Below are 16785 nucleotides of genomic sequence, written 5' to 3'. Positions count from 1 at the left end.
ATCAGGAATTGACCGCTCGCCAGAAAACAAGCAGCGCGCCGAACCCAAACAGGGCGATTATGCCGGCCGAGAAAATAAACGACAGCGTACGGTTCCAAAGCTTCGTTTCCGCTGTGTAGAAGATCGAGACCGCCGCGCGGTCGGTTGTTGAGCGCACCGGCACAAGAGCCTCTCCGCCACCGCCCGAAAAAAGCATGAAGAATTTATGAGTTGTCGGCGCTTGATCAGGCCTGGCGACCGATTTGATCTTGGCGCTGCAGAAGGTAATCACGAAGTTTGTTCGTTCGCACTTCCCATCCATCGCTTCCAAATCATATGCCGGCTGCCAGGTTCCGGCCAAGCGATGGTCGCGCAGAATTTCCGGACCGTAGCTCACAAACAGTCCGTAGAGCATCGCGCCACAAGCGACCATCACGATGAGCCAACGAATCGGGCTGCCTGTCGGCTGGGCAGTCTCGGTGACAGCCTGGCTTTGCGCCGCGGCGATGTCGACATTGAGAGCTTGTGCCGTGGCACCAACTCCGGATTGACGTTTGCCGAACGCCATCGTGGTCACTCCCGCACTGAAGAGCCCGCTACCTAAAGATGAATCCTATAAGACTTCGCTAAGAAGCATTGACGAATTGGCAGGATGCAGGACATTGGTAGCGCCGGACAGATCAAGTCCGCGAGGTCGCTTCCAGGCCGAAAGCTTGACATCGCCAGCGTCCATTTGACCTGTCGGGCAAAACACCCGCCCCGTCCCAAAACCGTCAATCCCCTGTCGCGAAAATATTCCACTTTACCGAAATTCGGAATTGCGGTACTCATCCGCCATCCCGGTCCGGGGAGAGGGGCGATCGTCCGTCGTAACGAACGTGGATCGGGGTGCGGTGGACGCGGCGGCGCCGGGCACGCGAATGCGGGATCAGGGCGAGATGAACCTCGTGAGGTCCTGCGGCGTGCGGACGAATGGCGCCGCTGCGTACGGCAAAATCGTGTGGTCCTGGCCGTCGTTGCTACGGTCAAGCCTTGCGGAGATGGATCGGGGCTCAACCGGGTTTCGGGCCATCGTCAATTCGCAAGGCGACGGTGACAAAAAGGAACTCGTCGCCGGGGAGAGCGCGGCATAAGCCGTCAGCCCACTGCGCAGGGAAGGCCGAGTGATTGGCTACACCTGTATGCTGCTGTGCGGTTTTTCTGCGTGTACTTTCGCGCAGCGGACCGCGGGTGCCAGCCGGCACCCGGTCTTCCCTGCGCTCTCTTCACGGAAAGGGGGCAAAAGGATAGAGCAAAACTCGGGCGTCCGGTGCCGCGAGAATGCGGCTTCATGTGTGATTTGATCCAGGGAATGGTGCTGCCAGACAGGATTGAACTGTCGACCTCTCCATTACCAATGGAGTGCTCTACCACTGAGCTACGGCAGCATGTGCTGGGACAAGAATCGGCCGCCACGAGGAGCCTACCAAGCGGGCCGATATCTGCCACAAGCCCCCCTCCTGTGCAAGCTTGCCGGGCCTGACAAAACCAGAAAATCGGGGCGATATCGGGCTCAAAATGGCGGTTTTGGCTGGAAACGACCGGCTTTCCGCCATTTGGGCGCCGATATCCCACCCAACTGGCCAGTTGGCCAAGGCGTCGGATTCGACTCATTTGGGTTTTCGCACGATCGGATCGCGCGGGCCTCTTGAGCTGCCGCATTCCTTGGGCATGTTATCGGCCGACCGCTGCGATGGACCCCTGATGGCTGACGAGAACGACAAGAGCACGAGGCAGAACCGGGCGTCCCGCGACGACCGGCTGAAATCAGCGCTGCGCGAAAATTTGAAGCGGCGGAAGGTGCAGGCGCGCGAACGCGCCGCCATCACCGAGCCCTCGCAGAACGAAAATGGTTCCCTAGATGAGGGGGCCGCCGGCAAGACCGGCGGTTAGAATTCGGCGGCCTGGATTTTTGGAGTGCATGAAGTGGCAATGGGGCAGGACGAATCGCGACGAGCCGACGGTGACGCGCAGATGTCGCGGTTCACGCGCCCCGAACAGACCTTTCCGGCGCTGACATCAGCCGAGATCGAGCGCATGCGGCGTTTCGGCGAGCTCCGCACCTATCCCGATGGCGAGTTGCTGTTCGAGACCGGCAAGCCGGGCCCGGGCATGTTCGTGGTGTTGAAAGGCCACGTCGCCATCACCCAGCGCGACGGGCTCGGTCATGTCACCCCGGTGATTGACCAGGGGCCGGGACAATTCCTGGCTGAGCTGAGCCAGCTCTCGGGCCGGCCGGCGCTGGTCGATGGCCGCGCCGAAGGTGATGTCGAAACGCTGCTGCTGCCGCCGGATCGCCTGCGCGCATTGCTGGTCGCCGAGGCCGAGCTCGGCGAGCGCATCATGCGCGCGCTGATCCTGCGCCGGGTCAGCCTGATCCAGGGCGGGGTCGGCGGCATCGTGCTGATCGGGCCGTCGCATTCGGCTGGCGTGGTCCGCTTGCAGGGCTTTCTCACCCGCAACGGCCAGCCGCATCATCTGCTGGATCCTGACGGCGACGGCGATGCTGCCGAGGTCATTGCGCGCTACTCGCCCGAGCCCGAGGACTGGCCGCTGGTCGTCACCGCCGACGGCACGGTGCTGCGCAATCCCGGCGAAACCGAGCTTGCGCGTAGCATCGGCATGATCGGCGGGCCGAAGAACGATCGCATCTATGACGTCGCGATCGTCGGCAGTGGGCCGGCGGGCCTTGCGACCGCGGTCTATGCCGCCTCCGAAGGTCTCTCGGTCGCAGTCCTCGACACCCGCGCCTTCGGCGGCCAGGCCGGCGCCAGCGCGCGCATTGAAAACTATCTCGGCTTTCCGACCGGAATTTCCGGCATGGCGCTGACGGCGCGCGCCTTCAACCAGGCGCAAAAATTCGGCGCCGACATCATGATCCCGATGACGGCAAGGTCGCTCGACTGCGCGCGTGGCGACGGCGCATTTTCCGTCGAGCTCGATTGCGGTGACGTGCTGCGCTCGCGCGCGGTCGTCGTTGCGAGCGGCGCGCGCTATCGCCGGCCCGACATCGAGAATCTCGACACATTCGAGGGCCGCGGCGTCTGGTATTGGGCTTCGCCGATCGAGGCGCGGCTCTGCGCCGGGGATGAAGTGGCGCTGGTCGGTGCCGGCAATTCGGCGGGGCAGGCGGCCGTGTTCCTGTCGGGGCACGCCAAGCGCGTGCTGATGATCATCCGCGGCGGCGGCCTCGGCGCCAGCATGTCGCGCTATCTCATCGAGCGCATCGAAGCGACGCCGAATATCGAGCTGCTGTTCAACACCGAGATCACGGCGCTTGAGGGCGACGAGGCCTCGCTGCTGCGGCGCATCCGCTGGAAGAGCCGGCTCTCGAGCGACGAGGATTCCGCCGACATCCGCAATCTCTTTCTGTTCGTCGGCGCCGATCCCGCCACCAGCTGGCTCGACGGCTGCGGGGTGACGCTCGATCGCGGCGGCTTCGTCGTCACCGGCGCGCAGTCCGAGCAGAATCTTGGCCGGCTCGTTGCCCCGCTCGAAACTTCAGTGCCCGGCGTCTACGCCGTCGGCGACGTCCGCTCCGGCTCGGTCAAGCGCGTTGGCGGCGCCATCGGCGAAGGCGCGCAGGTCGTGGCCTCTCTGCACGGCTATCTCGGCGACGCCGCAAAACCGGCGCTTTGAGCAATAATTAAGACAAGGGAATGGCAAGTCGAATGTCACTTGCCATCCTGCCGCGTGCCACAGACTATCCCCTCATCCCGAGGAACCGCGACAGCGGCGTCTCGAAGGATGAAGGCCCGGATGCAACAGCCGGGCCTGCATGGTTCGCGCGGCGATGCGAAAGCATCGTCCGCAGGGGCGCTGAGGCGCCTCCTCACCATGAGGATCTACACACAAAAGGCAAAATGGGAGGACTAAATGGCTGAAATCGTCGTGCTCTACAAAACGCCCAAGGATGCTGAGGCCTTCGACAAGTACTACGCCGAGACCCACATTCCACTCGCCAAGAAACTTCCCGGCCTGAAAAAATATGCCGTCAGCACGGGACCGGTCGGCTCGCCCGCCGGACCTTCCGGAATCCATCTCGTCGCCATTCTCACCTTCAACAGCGTGGCTGACATCCAGGCGGCATTCGGCAGCCCAGAAGGCAAGGCGACCGGCGCTGACGTGCCGAAATTCGCCAGCGGTGGCGCCGACCTGCTGATCTTCGATACCAAGGAAGTCTGAAACGCGAAGGACGGCCCGCACGTCGCGGGTCGTCCTTGTCGAATCTGGTTCAACTTTGGTGAAAGACCTGCAGGCTCGTAGCCCGGATGGAGCGAAGCGCAATCCGGGACAGCATCATCCACATGCGAGGCCCCCGGATTAGGCTTCGCTCCATCCGGGCTGCAAACTGCTGTTGTTTGTGACAGCGATGCAAAAAATTGAGCCATGCGCTTGTCGATTCGCACGATGATGCATGGCTGCGCGCGAATGTGTGATGCCGGCGCATGTGGCAATCCGATGAGGACCGTAATATTAATCTTTCCGATCTCAATGCAGAGAGTAGGAGAGATGTCATGGTTCTTGGGTTGAGCCTGTCCGCCTTCACGCTGGTCCATGTCATCATCAGCCTGATCGCCATCGTCGCCGGCCTCATCGTGATGTTCGGCCTGCTTGGCTCGAAGCCGATGGCGGGCCTCACCGCGATCTTCCTGCTGTTCACGATCCTCACCAGCGCCACCGGCTTCCTGTTCCCTTTCAAGGAGCTGCTGCCGTCGCACATCATCGGCATCATCTCGCTGGTGCTGCTCGGGATCGCCTGCATTGCGCTGTACGGCATGAAGCTCGCCGGCGTCTGGCGTCCCGTCTACATCGTGACCGCAATGGTCTCGCTGTATTTCAACGTCTTCGTGCTGGTGATCCAGTCATTCCTGAAGGTGCCGGCGCTCGCCGCGCTCGCACCTGCCGTGCCGCCGGCACCGCCCACGGGGCCTGTGTTCGCAGTGGTGCAGGGCATCGTGCTGGTGTTCTTCGTGCTGCTCACCATCGGCGCCTGGCGCCGTTACAAGCCGATGGCGTTTGCCTGATGATTGACACCTCGTCATTCCCGGGCATCGCGCAGCGGTGACCGCGGAATGACGTCTCGCTCAAGGAGCCCTGCAATGCCCACCATCACCACCAAAGACGGCGTCGAGATCTTCTACAAGGACTGGGGCTCGGGTCAGCCGATCGTGTTCAGCCATGGCTGGCCGCTGTCGGCCGACGACTGGGACGCGCAAATGTTGTTCTTCGCCGCGCACGGCTATCGCGTCATCGCCCACGACCGTCGCGGCCACGGCCGCTCGGCGCAGGTCGCCGACGGCCACGACATGGATCATTATGCCGACGATCTCGCGGCGGTGAGCGCGCATCTCGACCTCAAGAACGCCATCCACGTCGGCCACTCCACCGGCGGCGGCGAAGTCGTGCATTACATCGCGCGCCATGGCGAGAGCCGGGTGGCGAAGGCTGCGATCCTCTCCGCCGTGCCGCCGCTGATGGTGCAGACGGCGGCCAATCCCGGCGGCCTGCCGAAGAGCGTGTTCGACGGTCTCCAGGCGCAACTCGCCGCCAGCCGCACGCAATTCTATCGCGATCTCCCCGCCGGCCCGTTCTACGGTTACAATCGTCCCGGCGCAAAGCCGTCGGAAGCGGTGATCCAGAACTGGTGGCGCCAGGGCATGATGGGCGGCGCGAAGGCGCATTACGACGGCATCGTCGCGTTCTCGCAGACCGACTTCACCGAGGATTTGAAGAAGATCACCGTTCCCGTGCTGGTGATGCACGGCGACGACGACCAGATCGTGCCTTACGCCGATTCCGCGCCGCTGTCGGCCAAGCTCCTGAAGAACGGCACGCTGAAGACCTACAAGGGCTTTCCGCACGGCATGCCGACCACGCATGCCGAGACAATCAATGCGGACCTGCTGGCGTTCTTCAAGGGGTGAGGTACCTCACTTCAATATCCCCCTGATCGCATCGAATGTGCGCTTGACGAAGGCCTCCGGCTTCTCGCGCGTGCCTTCGCCGATCCAGCTTTCGCCACCGACGCGCATGGCGCCGGTGGCGATCATGGCAACGAGCCGCGCCTTCAGTCGGTCCGATTTGGTTCTGGCGCGCTGCGAAAGCCCTTCGGCCAGTGCGCGCTCGAGCTTCTCGTATTTGAGCTGGTCGCGCGCCTGGAGCGCGGGATTGTCGCGCTTGAGCCGCGACATCGCCGCCGCTTCCGCAGGATCGATCCGCCTCACCGCCGCCGCGATCGCATTCTCCGCCGCCGTCAGCATGGATTCGCCTGCCGGCCGCGCGACGACCTCTGCGACCAGCGCGCTTGCTGCGCCCTCCTGCCAGGCGGCGACCACGTCCTCTTTCGACGCGAAGTAGTGGAAGAAGCTGCGCCGCGACACGTCCGCCGCGGCCGCGATATCGTCGATGGTCGTGGCCTCGAAGCCGCGCTCCAGGAACAGCGCCATCGCCCCACGGGTCAGCCGCTCGCGGGTCTCTTGCAATTTACGCTGGCGCAGGCCGGGGCCATCAGGGGATTTTGCAACCGCCGGCAATGGCTTGGCGCTTTTCCGGACAACCTTCGACGCCTTCAAATCGTTCCACCTCTTGCAAACTTGCACCCAGTGCACATTTAGACCCGTCGCGGGCCTTTTCGAGCCCCGACGGAGCTATGGCATGATCGACTGGACCACAGCAGACATCCCCTCTCTCAGCGGCAAGACCGCCGTCGTGACCGGGGCGACAGGCGGCCTCGGTTACGAGACGGCGATGGCGCTGGCGGGCGCCGGTGCCATTGTCATACTCACCGGGCGCAACGACGCAAAGGGCCTGCGCGCAATCGAGGGCATTTGCGAGCGGTTTCCCAATGCGCTGATCGCCTACGAGCATCTCGATCTCGCCAGTCTTGCCTCCGTCGCCGATTTTACCAGGCGCTTTGCCGCCAGCAACGAGCAGCTCGATCTCCTCATCAACAATGCCGGCGTAATGGCGTTGCCGAAGCGGCAGCAGACGGAGGATGGTTTCGAGAAGCAGTTCGGCACCAATTATCTCGGCCATTACGCGCTGACAGCGCGGCTGTTGCCGCAGCTTCGCCGCGCGAAGGCACCTCGCATCGTCAATCTGTCGAGCCTCGCGCATCGCTCCGGCGCGATCAATTTCGACGATTTGCAAAGCAAGCGTTCCTATCGCCCCTGGCGCGCCTATTGCCAGTCCAAGCTGGCGATGCTGATGTTTTCGCTGGAGTTGCAGCGCCGCAGTCTCGCCGCCGGCTGGGGCTTGATGAGCCTTGCGGCCCACCCCGGCTACGCGCGGACTGATCTCATTCCGAACGGACCGGGCACCAACACCTTCCAGTCGCTGGTGAGCCGATGGTTGCAGCCTTTCATCAGCCAGTCTGCGGCCGAAGGCGCGCTGCCCACCCTGTTCGCGGCGACCTCTCCGGCCGCGGAGCCCGGCGGCTATTACGGTCCGAACTGGTTCTACGAATTGAAGGGGCTGCCCAGGCGGGCGAAGATCATGCCGCAAGCGAAGGATTTCGCTGTGGCCGCCATGCTGTGGGATGCCTCGGCGACGTTGACCGGTGTATCCTTCGACGAGATCACGGTCGCCGCATGAGCCGCGAGCCCGCCGGGGGCGTCCCGATGCAAGTCATCATCTTCGGTGCGACCGGCATGGTCGGGCAGGGCGTATTGCGCGAATGCCTGATCGACACCGGCATCGGCCGCGTGGTTGCGGTGGGGCGCAGTCCGACCGGCGTGCGCAACACCAAGCTCGTCGAGATCATCCACGACAACTTCCTGGATTATTCGGCGATCGAAGCGCAGCTCACCGGCTTCGATGCCTGCTTCTTCTGCCTCGGCGTCTCCTCGATCGGCATGAGCGAAGAGCGCTACCGCCATCTCACTTACGACCTCACGCTGGCGGCGGCGACGACGCTGGCGAAGCTCAATCCGCAGATGACATTCGTCTACGTCACCGGCGCCGGCACCGATTCCACCGAGCAGGGGTCGCGGATGTGGGCACGGATCAAGGGCAAGACCGAAAACGATCTGCTCAAGCTGCCGTTCAGGGGGGCCTACATGTTCCGGCCCGGCGCGATCCAGCCCCTGCACGGCGCCCGCTCCAAGACGGCCTGGGTGCAGGCCGTGTATGCCGCAACCTGGCCGCTCTGGTCGGCGCTGCGCCGGATCTCGCCGCGGCTCGTCACCTCGACCGAGCAGATGGGCCGCGCCATGATCCATGTCGCCCGGGAGGGGTATCCGCGGAAGGTGCTGGAGATGGAGGATATCAATAGCCTCTAGTCCGCCGGCCCGTTAGGTTTGCGGAAATTTCCACGTCCGCGCGCGTTGAGCCTTATCGGCCCCCGAGGAGGAATGCCGGCGATGTCTCCCCAGCTCAAATTGATCGCGCTCGACGCCGACGACCTCGCCGTGATCTCGACCCATGTGCAGGACGCCCGCGTCCAGGCCGCCGACATCACCTGGCGCCAAAGCGAAAAGCGGCTGGTGGTCGGGATGAGCCGCCTGGACTGGGAGCAGACGCTGGACGGCGAGGCTGCGCCCCGCCGGCTGGTCGCCGCACTCCGCTTTGACCGCGTGCTGGCCTGCAAATCGCGCAACATCGACCTCGGCGCGCCGGACGAGGTTCTGGACCTTGTCGGCATCGAGTTTCACCCCCAGGACGGCCGCGACGAGGAGCCCGGCGGCAGCGCCCTCCTGCTGTTCGCCCAAGGCGGCGCCATCCGCCTCGATGTCGAATGTCTGGAATGCGAGTTGACGGATCTGGGGGCGGACGAGCTGGGGACGGGACTGGGCCTCGAGGAGGAGGAGTGAGGTGGCCAATATACCAGCCAGATCCGCTGAGGTCCCCGCCGGAACGCCGGCTTCCAAGGGTCGAACTGCCAAGGGTTGACGCAGCTTGCCCGCCGCGCCATTGAGCAGGGGTCTGGTGAGCCAAACCGCGCCCCAAAAAACCAGCTAGAAGCCAAGCCAAAGATGCCCGTTCGCCTCGACCGCAGCAGCGCCGATTTTGACCAGCGATTCGCGGCCTTCATCGCCGCCAAGCGTGAGGTCTCGGCCGACGTCGAGGCCGCCGCGCGCGCCATCGTCGACGACGTGGCCAAGCGCGGCGATGCCGCCCTGCTCGAGGCCACGGCAAAGTTCGACCGGCTGTCGCTGGAGGCGTCTGGCCTTCGCATCACCGCCGCCGAGATCGAGACGGCCGTGAAGGCCTGCGATGCCGCGACGCTGGATGCGCTCAAGCTCGCGCGCGACCGCATCGAGACCTATCACCGCCGCCAGCTCCCGAAGGACGAACGCTTCACCGATCCGCTCGGCGTCGAGCTCGGCTGGCGCTATACCGCAATCGAATCCGCCGGCCTCTATGTGCCCGGCGGGACCGCGGCCTATCCCTCCTCGGTGCTGATGAACGCGGTACCCGCCAAAGTCGCCGGCGTCGCGCGCCTCGTCATGGTGGTGCCCTCGCCCGACGGCAAGCTCAATCCGCTGGTGCTGGCGGCCGCGAATCTCGGCGGCGTTACCGAGATCTACCGCGTCGGCGGCGCGCAGGCCGTGGCCGCGCTCGCGCACGGCACCGCGACGATCACGCCGGTCGCAAAAATCGTCGGACCCGGCAATGCTTACGTCGCCGCCGCAAAGCGGATGGTATTCGGCAAGGTCGGCATCGATATGATCGCCGGTCCCTCCGAGGTGCTCGTCATTGCCGACGACACCGGCAACGCCGACTGGATCGCCGCCGATCTTTTGGCGCAGGCCGAGCATGATGCGAGCGCGCAGTCGATCCTGATCACGGATTCCGCGCGCCTCGCCGCCGACGTCGAAAGTGCCGTCGAAGCGCAGTTGAAGACGCTGCCGCGCGCCGCGATCGCCGGCGCTTCCTGGGCCGATTTCGGCGCCATCATCATGGTGAAGGATCTCGCCGACGCCATTCCGCTTGCGGATGCGATTGCCGCCGAGCATCTCGAGATCATGACCACGGATCCGGACGCGCTTGCCGCAAAGATCCGCAACGCCGGCGCGGTCTTCCTCGGCGCGCATACGCCGGAGGCGATCGGTGACTATGTCGGCGGCTCCAACCACGTGCTGCCGACGGCGCGCTCGGCGCGGTTCTCCTCGGGACTCTCGGTGCACGACTTCATCAAGCGCACCTCGATTCTGAAATGCGGCCCGGATCAGCTGCGTGCGCTGGGCCCGGCCGCGATGACGCTCGGAAAGGCGGAGGGACTTGACGCCCATTCGCGCTCGATTGGATTGCGCCTCAATCTGTCATGACCCAGCCGCCCGAACAGGACGACTCGACCAATCGCATCGTCGCGGTCACCCTCGACGAGGACTCGATCGGCCGTTCCGGGCCCGACATCGAGCATGAGCGCGCGATCGCGATCTACGATCTGATCGAGCAGAACCTGTTCGCGCCTGATGGTGCCGACGGCAAGGGGCCCTTCACGCTGCATATCGGCATCACCGGCAGCCGGCTGATGTTCGACATTCGCCGCGAGGACGGCACGCCCGTGGTCGCGCATCTGTTGTCGCTGACGCCGTTCCGGCGGATCGTGAAGGACTATTTCATGATCTGCGACAGCTATTACCAGGCGATCCGCACCGCGACCCCGGACAAGATCGAAGCCATCGACATGGGCCGCCGCGGCATCCATGACGAGGGATCGCGCACGCTGCAGGAGCGGCTGAAGGGCAAGGTGCGGGTGGACTTCGAAACCTCGCGCCGGCTGTTCACGCTCATTACTGTTTTGCACTGGAAGGGTTAAGCGCGATGGCGGGTCCGCCACGCGCACGCGATCCGCAATCCGTGCTGTTCGCCTGCGCGATGAACAGCGTGCGCTCGCCGATGGCCGAGAGCCTGCTGCGGCACATGTTTCCGCAAGGCCTCTACGTGAAGTCGGCCGGCGCCAGGCGCGGCGAGCTCGATCCGTTCGCGGTTTCCGTGATGGCAGAGCTCGGCCAGGACATCTCCGTCCACAAGCCGCAGACTTTCGAGGAGCTCGAGGACTGGGAGGGGCTGAATTTCGACCTCATCATCACGCTCTCGCCCGAAGCGCACCACAAGGCGCTGGAGCTGACCCGCACGCTCGCCGCCGACGTCGAATACTGGCCGACGCAGGATCCCACCACCATCGAAGGCAGCCGCGACCAGAAGTTAGCTGCCTACCGCGACGTCTGCGACCAGCTCCTGATGCGCATCCGCCGGCGTTTTGCAAAGGTGGGCGCGGCGAGCGGGTAGCATGAGGCGCAAGTAAAGTCCGGGTTCCCGGGTTGTGAAATCAGCCCCCTTCCGATAGGTTCCGCGCGCAATTCACCCCCTGCTTCATCCCCCAAATCACCTGATGCTCGGCCGCCCCAAATTCGTTCTTGCCTCCGGTTCGCCGCGGCGCCTGTCGCTGCTCAACCAGGCCGGCATCGAGCCGGACGCGCTCCGGCCGGCCGACGTCGACGAGACGCCGAAGCGGGGCGAGCTGCCGCGTGCCTGCGCCAATCGCCTTGCCCGCGCCAAGGCGGATGCGGCGCTCAAATCGGTGCAGCTTGACGACGAGCTGCGCGGTGCCTTCATCCTCTCCGCCGACACGGTGGTGGCGGTCGGCCGCCGCATCCTGCCCAAAGCCAATCTTGTCGACGAGGCGGCGCAGTGCCTGCGGCTGCTGTCGGGCCGCAACCACCGCGTCTACACCGCGATTTGCCTGGTCACGCCGCGCGAGGCCTTCCGCCAGCGCCTGGTCGAGACCCGCGTCCGGTTCAAGCGCCTCTCCGAGGACGACATCCAGGCCTATATCGGCTCCGGCGAATGGCGCGGCAAAGCGGGCGGCTACGCCGTGCAGGGCATCGCCGGCTCTTTCGTGGTCAAGATGGTCGGCTCCTACACCAACGTGGTCGGCCTGCCGCTCTATGAGACCACGACGCTGCTTGGCGGCGAGGGTTTTCCGATCCGCTTCGGCTGGCTCAACGCCGTCACCTTGTGAGCGGCACCACGGCCGGGGCGGCCTGACAAAAATCTCGAAAACAACCCCATGCAAAGTAGAATCGACCCGCGCGCGCCGGCAGGGATGCATGCGCCTCCGCCTCAGGAACCCGTTTGCCGACAGCCTGTTGACCTCCGTCACCTCGTACAAGCCGCGCCCATCATGGATGATCAAACCAAAAAGCCCGGAAGCTCCCTCAAAACTTGCCCGATCTGCGGCAAGCCGCAGTCACAGGCCACCCGCCCGTTCTGCTCCTCGCGCTGCCGCGACGTCGACCTGAACCGCTGGCTGAAAGGCACCTATGTCATCCCCGGCCGCGACGACGAGGTGGATGACATCGAATGAATAAATAATATCAATACGTTATGCGAACATCCAATCGGCTGCGCGCCAGCAGCACCTTGTGCACAGCCGGGCCGCGCCCGGCGAAGCCTCTTGGCGAAGCCGGGTGGACAGGCAGCCTTCAGCCCACTATAAACCGCCCGCTCGATGGGCCTTGCCCTTCTCTTTGGCCCCTCTCTTCGAGCACGCCCAGGTAGCTCAGTTGGTAGAGCATGCGACTGAAAATCGCAGTGTCGGTGGTTCGATTCCGCCCCTGGGCACCACTCGGTACCATCTGCGAACACGCGGAACGAGCGGTCTTTGGGCCAGGACGGGCCCGTGCGAGCACATCCCTGCTGCCTTTGATGCGGATGCGTCGAGGGGCAGCGACGCGGGGAAGTGACGGCCGGTCTGGCTCGCTGTCCAGCAATGTGGCCCTAGGCCCCGGGTTCGCCGCCATCACCCGCAGCGCGAGCCACTGCGCTATCGCTGGAGGGGGCATGGGTCGCAATTGACGTCCTGTCCCAATTGCAGGCCATGACGGGATCGGTAGCCTGAGCGGCGGATCGCCGTCGACCCGCAGCTCCGTTCAGAAATTCCACAGCAGCTTGCCCTTGACCGCATGGTCTTCGACGCTGCTCGCGAACTGGCCGAGATAGCTGACGCCCAACGTGGCGTTGGCCGAGAGACGCAGATCGGCGCCGGCCTCGAGCACCGCGCCGTCCCGTGCCGGCGGCACGCCGGCGATGCTGACGTTGGGCCCGCCGCTGGCGAAGGTGAGCGCGGCGGCCGGCGTCACGTCGCCGAAGGCATGCTGCCAGGCGGTGGAAAAGCGCGGCGCCAGCGCTAGGCCATTCGCGAGCGTGAAGGTGGTGGCGAAGCGTGCGCCAAGCGTGGAGGTGTCGGTCTGTTCGGTGTTGCTCAGCCCCACGAGTGCCGCGGGCCCGCCGGTTTCGGTGAAGCGGTTGGTCTTCGCCTGCACCCAGGCAAGGCCGGCGAACGGTTCGATGGCGACGCTGCCGTGCGTGACGCCGTAGCCGATCTCGCCGAACACCTGCGCGGTGCTGCCGTCGTAATTCGCGGTGGTGCGGTCGGCGAAGCCAGGAAACATGATCGCGCGCGTGGTGTCGATGCGGTGGTGCGCATAGGCCGCGCCCGTGCGCAGGTTGAACGCCCCGAAACTCTTGTCGCCATAGATCGCAACATGGCCGCTTTCAATCGTGGCGGCGCTCTGCCGCGCGCTCACATTCACCTTCGCGTCCGAGAAACCGGCGGCGAAGCCGAACTGCCAGCCGTTGCCGAACCATTTGTCGACGCCGACAATGGCACCGTCGACCCTCCGGTCGACGGTGGCTGCATTGCCGTCGCCGCCGAACCTGCCCCACGCGCCAAAACCCTGCGCCCAGAAGATCAGCGTCGGAGCCGGCGTCGGCGCGAACGGTGCGGCCTTCGCCGTCTGCTCCGCCGCATAGGCCAGCGAAGCCATTGATCCATTGCTGCTGTCGAACGGCGTCTGCCCGCCGCGGCGGTCGCGCCCTGGTTCAGGGTCTGCGCGAGGCTCGCCAGCGCCACGGTCTGTTCGAGGGTCAGGAATACATTGTGGGCGTCATAGGAGAGCGAGGGCGCGAGAAAGGTAAAGTTCGCGCTCACGCCGGAAAAGCTGCCGTTCGGGCCGCTGGCGGCATTGAGGATGGTGTAGGTCCGGTACGGCACGTAGCTGCCCGGCACGGCGATGACCTGCACGGTGCCGGGTGCGAGCGTACCGCCATTGATGGTGGTGTGGCCGAGCGTGCCGCTGCCGCCGAGCGTGCCGCCGGGACCGACCGTCGTCGCCGAGACGAGCGAACCCTTCACCCGCAGCGTGCCGCCGGTCACGCTGGTCGCGCCCGTGTAGGTGCTGGCGCCGGTGAGGATTGTGGTCCCGGTGCCGATCTGGTTGACCGTGCCCCCGTCCGAGATCGTGCCGCTGAAGCTCACTGAGTCCGAACGGTTGAAGGCCAGCGTGCCGTTGTTCGTCACATTGCCAGCAATGCTGCCTGACGTGCTGCCATTGCCGAGTTGCAATATTCCGCCTGAGATCGTGGCGCCGCCGGTATAGATGTTGGCGCCGGTGAGAATCGTCGTGCCGGCCTCGACGCGCACTGAACCGCTGCCACTCATGGATGGCGCGAATACGTAGTCGCCGGCGGTGTGGTTGAAGACGATCCTGCCAGCGCCCGTGTACCGGACGTAGTCGGTGAGAGCCGGCGCGGTAGTTCCGGTTCCCGGCAGTTTTTCGATTAAGTCAATTGTTTCCGCGTCGCGGGATCGACCAAGAGATCGAGGTCCTGGAACGATGTTTTGAGGGACACGTTCCGTTGTGACGGAGCTGGACCGGGCTGACGCAAAAAAGTCGAGGGCCACCGCAAGGACGCCGGCGATGCTCTGCGCGGAATCTCGTTCGGGCGGAGAGCCCACCTATGCCGGATGACGAGGTAAAGCCAATGCTTGATCTTGTGCGCGCCCGGGACCGGATGGTTGATATTCAGATTGCCCGACGCGGAGTACGGGATACTTACGTCTTGGAGGCACTGCGCCGTGTGCCCCGCGAGCTTTTCGTCGAACCCGGCTTCGAAGAATTCGCCTACGAAGATGGCCCACTGCCGATTGGCGAAGGTCAGACCATCTCGCAACCTTACATCGTCGCGCTGATGATCGAGGCGGCCGAGGTCAAGCCCGGCGACAGCGTTCTCGAAGTAGGCGCTGGCTCCGGCTACGCGGCAGCCGTCCTCAGTCAGATTGCCAACCGGGTCTGCGCCATTGAGCGCCACCCATCGTTAGGCAAAACCGCCCAGCAGAGGCTGAAGAAGCTCGGTTACGAGAATATCGAACTGCGCGTTGGTGATGGCACGCGGGGTTGGCTAGAAGCCGCGCCGTTCGATGCAATCCTCGTCGCGGCCGGCGGACCTGAGGTGCCTTCGGCGCTGAAGGAGCAGCTCGCAATCGGCGGCCGCCTGGTGATTCCGGTGGGCGAGGAAGAGCGCTATCAGACTCTGATAAAGCTCACCCGGAAGAGCGGGTCTGAATTCGAAGAGGAGAATCTTGGCGCCGTCGCGTTCGTGCCATTGATCGGTGAGCAAGGTTGGGCGGAGGATGGCCGAAGCGCGGCCACGAGCGGCGCGCAAGGCCGATCACGTGCACAAACCTTGTCTGAAATGATCGCCGGCCTGGCGGAGCCGCTGCCCGGGCTCGACGACCCCGCTTTCGGACAATTGTTCGATCGCTTCGCCGATCGCCGCGTCGTTTTGCTGGGTGAGGCGAGCCACGGAACATCCGAGTTCTACCGCGCGCGGGCGGCCATCACCATGCGTTTGATCGAGGAGCATGGCTTCACGATCATTGCCGTCGAGGCGGACTGGCCTGATGCGGCCGCGGCCGACCGCTATGTCCGCCATCGGCCAGCACGTCTTGGAGAGGAACCGCCATTTCAGCGCTTTCCGACCTGGATGTGGCGCAACACCGATGTGGATGCGTTCCTCGGTTGGATGAGGGAGCGCAATGAAAATCTCAAGCCGGAGCAGCGCGCCGGCTTTTTTGGTCTCGACCTCTACAACATGAACGGCTCCATTGCCGCCATCCTCGAATATCTCGACAAGGTCGACCCTAAAGCTGCGGCCGTGGCGCGTGAGCGCTATGCCTGCCTCACGCCTTGGCAGAAAGAACCCTCCACTTACGGACGAGCGGTGCTCACGGCAGGGTACCGCAAGTGCGAAAAGGCGGTGGTCGATCAATGTCGGGAGCTGCTGCAACGGCGGATCGAATACATTGGCGAGAACCGTGAAGACTTTCTCGATGCCGCACAGAACGCACGTCTGATTGCTTCCGCCGAGCGCTATTATCGGATCATGTACTATGGTGGCGCGGAATCCTGGAACTTGCGCGATACGCATATGTTCGAGACGCTGGGACATCTGCTTGACGCACACGGGCCACAATCCAAGGCCGTGGTCTGGGCACATAACTCTCACATCGGCGATGCCCGTCACACCGAAATGGGCGCCGTCCGCGATGAGCTGAACATCGGCCAGCTCTGCCGAGATCGATTTGGCGGGGAGGCTGCACTGATCGGCTTCGGCACGCACACGGGCACTGTGGCAGCGGCGTCCGACTGGGGCGGCGATATGGAAATCAAGCGCGTGCGACCGTCGCATCGCGACAGCTACGAGCGCGCCTGCCACGATGCCAATGTTCCACGCTTCCTGCTCGATCTTGGCCGCGATCAGCCTGTCCGGCGCCGTCTTCTGGAGCCGCGGCTGGAGCGGTTCATCGGCGTCATCTACAGGCCCGATACCGAACTAATGAGCCACTACGCCAATGCCTCACTACCGCAGCAATTCGACGCCTTCGTCTGGTTCGATGAGACCTCGGCTGTTACGCCGCTAGGGCCGGAGCACGCCAAGCCCGGCGTGCCCGATACCTATCCATTCGGCGTGTAG

At 64.4% G+C, this 16785-nt stretch carries 18 protein-coding genes and 2 tRNA genes; 15 read left to right on the top strand and 5 right to left on the bottom strand.

The window, feature by feature from the left end; genetic code table 11:
* Position 1: 1 nt before the first annotated feature.
* Both IVA80_RS23625 and IVA80_RS23620 read right to left on the bottom strand, forming a co-directional pair.
* Entirely contained in the window at positions 2-547 is a 546-nt protein-coding gene (locus tag IVA80_RS23625) for a hypothetical protein (RefSeq protein WP_247435977.1), read from the bottom strand.
* A 784-nt stretch (positions 548-1331) separates the two neighbouring features.
* Positions 1332-1406 (bottom strand) — tRNA-Thr (locus tag IVA80_RS23620).
* A gap of 316 nt (positions 1407-1722) precedes the next feature.
* Between IVA80_RS23620 and IVA80_RS23615 the strand changes: the two genes are divergently transcribed.
* From IVA80_RS23615 to IVA80_RS23595, 5 genes are all read left to right on the top strand, one after another.
* On the top strand, positions 1723-1911 hold the full coding sequence (locus tag IVA80_RS23615; protein WP_247436049.1) for a hypothetical protein: 189 nt from the start codon (positions 1723-1725) through the stop codon (positions 1909-1911).
* 39 nt (positions 1912-1950) lie between these two features.
* Entirely contained in the window at positions 1951-3657 is a 1707-nt protein-coding gene (locus IVA80_RS23610; protein WP_247435973.1) for an FAD-dependent oxidoreductase, read from the top strand.
* Between the two features lie 237 nt (positions 3658-3894).
* Complete coding sequence (locus IVA80_RS23605; RefSeq protein ID WP_247435971.1) at positions 3895-4203, top strand: EthD family reductase; 309 nt, start codon at positions 3895-3897, stop codon at positions 4201-4203.
* 332 nt (positions 4204-4535) lie between these two features.
* Positions 4536-5045 carry a hypothetical protein gene (locus IVA80_RS23600; RefSeq protein WP_247435968.1) on the top strand — a complete coding sequence of 170 codons (510 nt, stop codon included), beginning with the start codon at positions 4536-4538 and terminating at the stop codon, positions 5043-5045.
* Between the two features lie 75 nt (positions 5046-5120).
* Positions 5121-5945, top strand: coding sequence for an alpha/beta hydrolase (locus IVA80_RS23595; protein ID WP_247435965.1), 825 nt, complete (start codon positions 5121-5123; stop codon positions 5943-5945).
* A gap of 6 nt (positions 5946-5951) precedes the next feature.
* On the opposite strand, the gene IVA80_RS23590 is transcribed toward IVA80_RS23595, so the two are convergent.
* A complete protein-coding gene (locus IVA80_RS23590) occupies positions 5952-6593 on the bottom strand; it encodes a TetR/AcrR family transcriptional regulator (RefSeq protein WP_247435962.1) in 642 nt (213 codons plus the stop codon).
* A gap of 82 nt (positions 6594-6675) precedes the next feature.
* Between IVA80_RS23590 and IVA80_RS23585 the strand changes: the two genes are divergently transcribed.
* The 9 genes from IVA80_RS23585 to IVA80_RS23545 all read left to right on the top strand — a co-directional run bounded on the left by IVA80_RS23585 (position 6676) and on the right by IVA80_RS23545 (position 12594).
* A complete protein-coding gene (locus IVA80_RS23585) occupies positions 6676-7614 on the top strand; it encodes an SDR family oxidoreductase (RefSeq protein WP_247435959.1) in 939 nt (312 codons plus the stop codon).
* Positions 7615-7640: 26 nt separating this feature from the next.
* Positions 7641-8300, top strand: a complete 660-nt coding sequence (locus tag IVA80_RS23580) for an NAD(P)H-binding protein (RefSeq protein WP_247435956.1) — start codon at positions 7641-7643, stop codon at positions 8298-8300.
* Positions 8301-8381: 81 nt separating this feature from the next.
* Positions 8382-8831 carry a DUF2948 family protein gene (locus tag IVA80_RS23575; RefSeq protein WP_247435953.1) on the top strand — a complete coding sequence of 150 codons (450 nt, stop codon included), beginning with the start codon at positions 8382-8384 and terminating at the stop codon, positions 8829-8831.
* A gap of 162 nt (positions 8832-8993) precedes the next feature.
* Positions 8994-10289, top strand: coding sequence for a histidinol dehydrogenase (gene hisD / locus IVA80_RS23570; RefSeq protein ID WP_247435950.1), 1296 nt, complete (start codon positions 8994-8996; stop codon positions 10287-10289).
* Positions 10286-10783, top strand: coding sequence for a UPF0262 family protein (locus IVA80_RS23565; RefSeq protein ID WP_247435946.1), 498 nt, complete (start codon positions 10286-10288; stop codon positions 10781-10783). Before hisD ends, IVA80_RS23565 begins: the two co-directional genes overlap by 4 nt.
* A gap of 5 nt (positions 10784-10788) precedes the next feature.
* A complete protein-coding gene (locus IVA80_RS23560; RefSeq protein ID WP_247435943.1) occupies positions 10789-11256 on the top strand; it encodes a low molecular weight phosphatase family protein in 468 nt (155 codons plus the stop codon).
* 103 nt (positions 11257-11359) lie between these two features.
* A complete protein-coding gene (locus IVA80_RS23555; protein WP_247435940.1) occupies positions 11360-11989 on the top strand; it encodes a Maf-like protein in 630 nt (209 codons plus the stop codon).
* A gap of 162 nt (positions 11990-12151) precedes the next feature.
* Positions 12152-12334, top strand: a complete 183-nt coding sequence (gene yacG / locus IVA80_RS23550) for a DNA gyrase inhibitor YacG (RefSeq protein WP_247435935.1) — start codon at positions 12152-12154, stop codon at positions 12332-12334.
* Between the two features lie 184 nt (positions 12335-12518).
* Positions 12519-12594, top strand: a tRNA-Phe gene (locus IVA80_RS23545).
* Between the two features lie 305 nt (positions 12595-12899).
* On the opposite strand, the gene IVA80_RS23540 is transcribed toward IVA80_RS23545, so the two are convergent.
* Together IVA80_RS23540 and IVA80_RS23535 are read right to left on the bottom strand one after the other, a co-directional pair.
* Positions 12900-13796, bottom strand: a complete 897-nt coding sequence (locus IVA80_RS23540; RefSeq protein WP_247435932.1) for an autotransporter outer membrane beta-barrel domain-containing protein — start codon at positions 13794-13796, stop codon at positions 12900-12902.
* Complete coding sequence (locus IVA80_RS23535; protein WP_247435929.1) at positions 13721-14470, bottom strand: autotransporter-associated beta strand repeat-containing protein; 750 nt, start codon at positions 14468-14470, stop codon at positions 13721-13723. Before IVA80_RS23535 ends, IVA80_RS23540 begins: the two co-directional genes overlap by 76 nt.
* Before the next feature lie 323 nt (positions 14471-14793).
* Here IVA80_RS23535 and IVA80_RS23530 point away from each other — a divergent pair, with 323 nt between their 5' ends.
* Positions 14794-16785 (top strand): protein-L-isoaspartate(D-aspartate) O-methyltransferase, encoded by a 1992-nt coding sequence (locus IVA80_RS23530; protein WP_247436046.1) that lies wholly within the window; start codon positions 14794-14796, stop codon positions 16783-16785.

It is taken from the genome of Bradyrhizobium sp. 139, from assembly GCF_023074175.1.
In the GTDB taxonomy this organism is placed as follows: Bacteria; Pseudomonadota; Alphaproteobacteria; order Rhizobiales; family Xanthobacteraceae; genus Bradyrhizobium.
The sequence above is the reverse complement of the archived record's forward strand: the minus strand, read 5'-3'. Positions and strand labels throughout refer to the sequence as shown.